This is a genomic window from Fructilactobacillus sp. X2R6C1, assembly GCF_059901295.1.
Map to the genome: position 1 here is coordinate 1 of NZ_JBWXUZ010000008.1, position 1,737 is coordinate 1,737.

A 1,737-nucleotide genomic window follows, 5' to 3' on the forward strand; every position below is an offset into this window, starting at 1 on the left:
GAGAGTAAAACTCTCAAAACTAAACAAGACTTCAATAATGTAAGGTTTCCGAATTTTTCCTTAGAAAGGAGGTGATCCAGCCGCAGGTTCTCCTACGGCTACCTTGTTACGACTTCACCCTAATCATCTGTCCCACCTTAGGCGGCAGGCTCCAAAAGGTTACCTAACCGACTTTGGGTGTTACAAACTCTCATGGTGTGACGGGCGGTGTGTACAAGACCCGGGAACGTATTCACCGTGGCATGCTGATCCACGATTACTAGCGATTCCAACTTCATGCAGGCGAGTTGCAGCCTGCAATCCGAACTGAGAACGGCTTTAAGAGATTAGCTTGACCTCGCGGTTTCGCAACTCGTTGTACCGTCCATTGTAGCACGTGTGTAGCCCAGGTCATAAGGGGCATGATGATTTGACGTCATCCCCACCTTCCTCCGGTTTGTCACCGGCAGTCTCATTAGAGTGCCCAACTGAATGCTGGCAACTAATGACAAGGGTTGCGCTCGTTGCGGGACTTAACCCAACATCTCACGACACGAGCTGACGACAACCATGCACCACCTGTCATTCTGCCCCCGAAGGGGACACCTAATCTCTTAGGTTAACAGAAGATGTCAAGACCTGGTAAGGTTCTTCGCGTAGCATCGAATTAAACCACATGCTCCACCGCTTGTGCGGGTCCCCGTCAATTCCTTTGAGTTTCAACCTTGCGGTCGTACTCCCCAGGCGGAGTGCTTAATGCGTTAGCTGCGGCACTGAAGGGCGGAAACCCTCCAACACCTAGCACTCATCGTTTACGGCATGGACTACCAGGGTATCTAATCCTGTTTGCTACCCATGCTTTCGAGCCTCAGCGTCAGTTACAGACTAGACAGCCGCCTTCGCCACTGGTGTTCCTCCATATATCTACGCATTTCACCGCTACACATGGAGTTCCACTGTCCTCTTCTGCACTCAAGTTTCCCAGTTTCCGATGCACTTCTCCGGTTAAGCCGGAGGCTTTCACATCAGACTTAGAAGACCGCCTGCGCTCGCTTTACGCCCAATAAATCCGGACAACGCTTGCCACCTACGTATTACCGCGGCTGCTGGCACGTAGTTAGCCGTGACTTTCTGGTTAGATACCGTCGCGACGTGAGCAGTTACTCTCACGCCCGTTCTTCTCTAACAACAGAGTTTTACGAGCCGAAACCCTTCTTCACTCACGCGGCATTGCTCCATCAGACTTTCGTCCATTGTGGAAGATTCCCTACTGCTGCCTCCCGTAGGAGTCTGGGCCGTGTCTCAGTCCCAATGTGGCCGATTACCCTCTCAGGTCGGCTACGCATCATCGCCTTGGTGAGCCTTTATCTCACCAACTAGCTAATGCGCCGCGGATCCATCCAAAAGCGATAGCACAAAGGCCATCTTTCAAACGAAAACCATGTGGTTTTCGTTGTTATACGGTATTAGCATCTGTTTCCAGGTGTTATCCCCTTCTTCTGGGCAGGTTATCCACGTGTTACTCACCAGTTCGCCACTCGCTGCTAACTTAAATCTAGTTAATGCAAGCATCAACTATCAATAAGCGCAGCTCGTTCGACTTGCATGTATTAGGCATGCCGCCAGCGTTCGTCCTGAGCCAGGATCAAACTCTCATTTTAGAAATGAGAAATTTTACTAGCTCATTATTATTTGTTGTTATTCTTTTTCAAAAGAATTAAAAAGCGAATTGACTTCGCAAATGTTTAATTTTAAGTT

Annotated in this window: 1 rRNA gene; it reads right to left on the reverse strand. The window is 49.4% G+C overall.

From position 1 onward, the window contains the following. Positions 1-64 precede the first annotated feature (64 nt). Positions 65-1,640, reverse strand: a 16S ribosomal RNA gene (locus AC6UDF_RS07105). Positions 1,641-1,737: the final 97 nt, after the last annotated feature.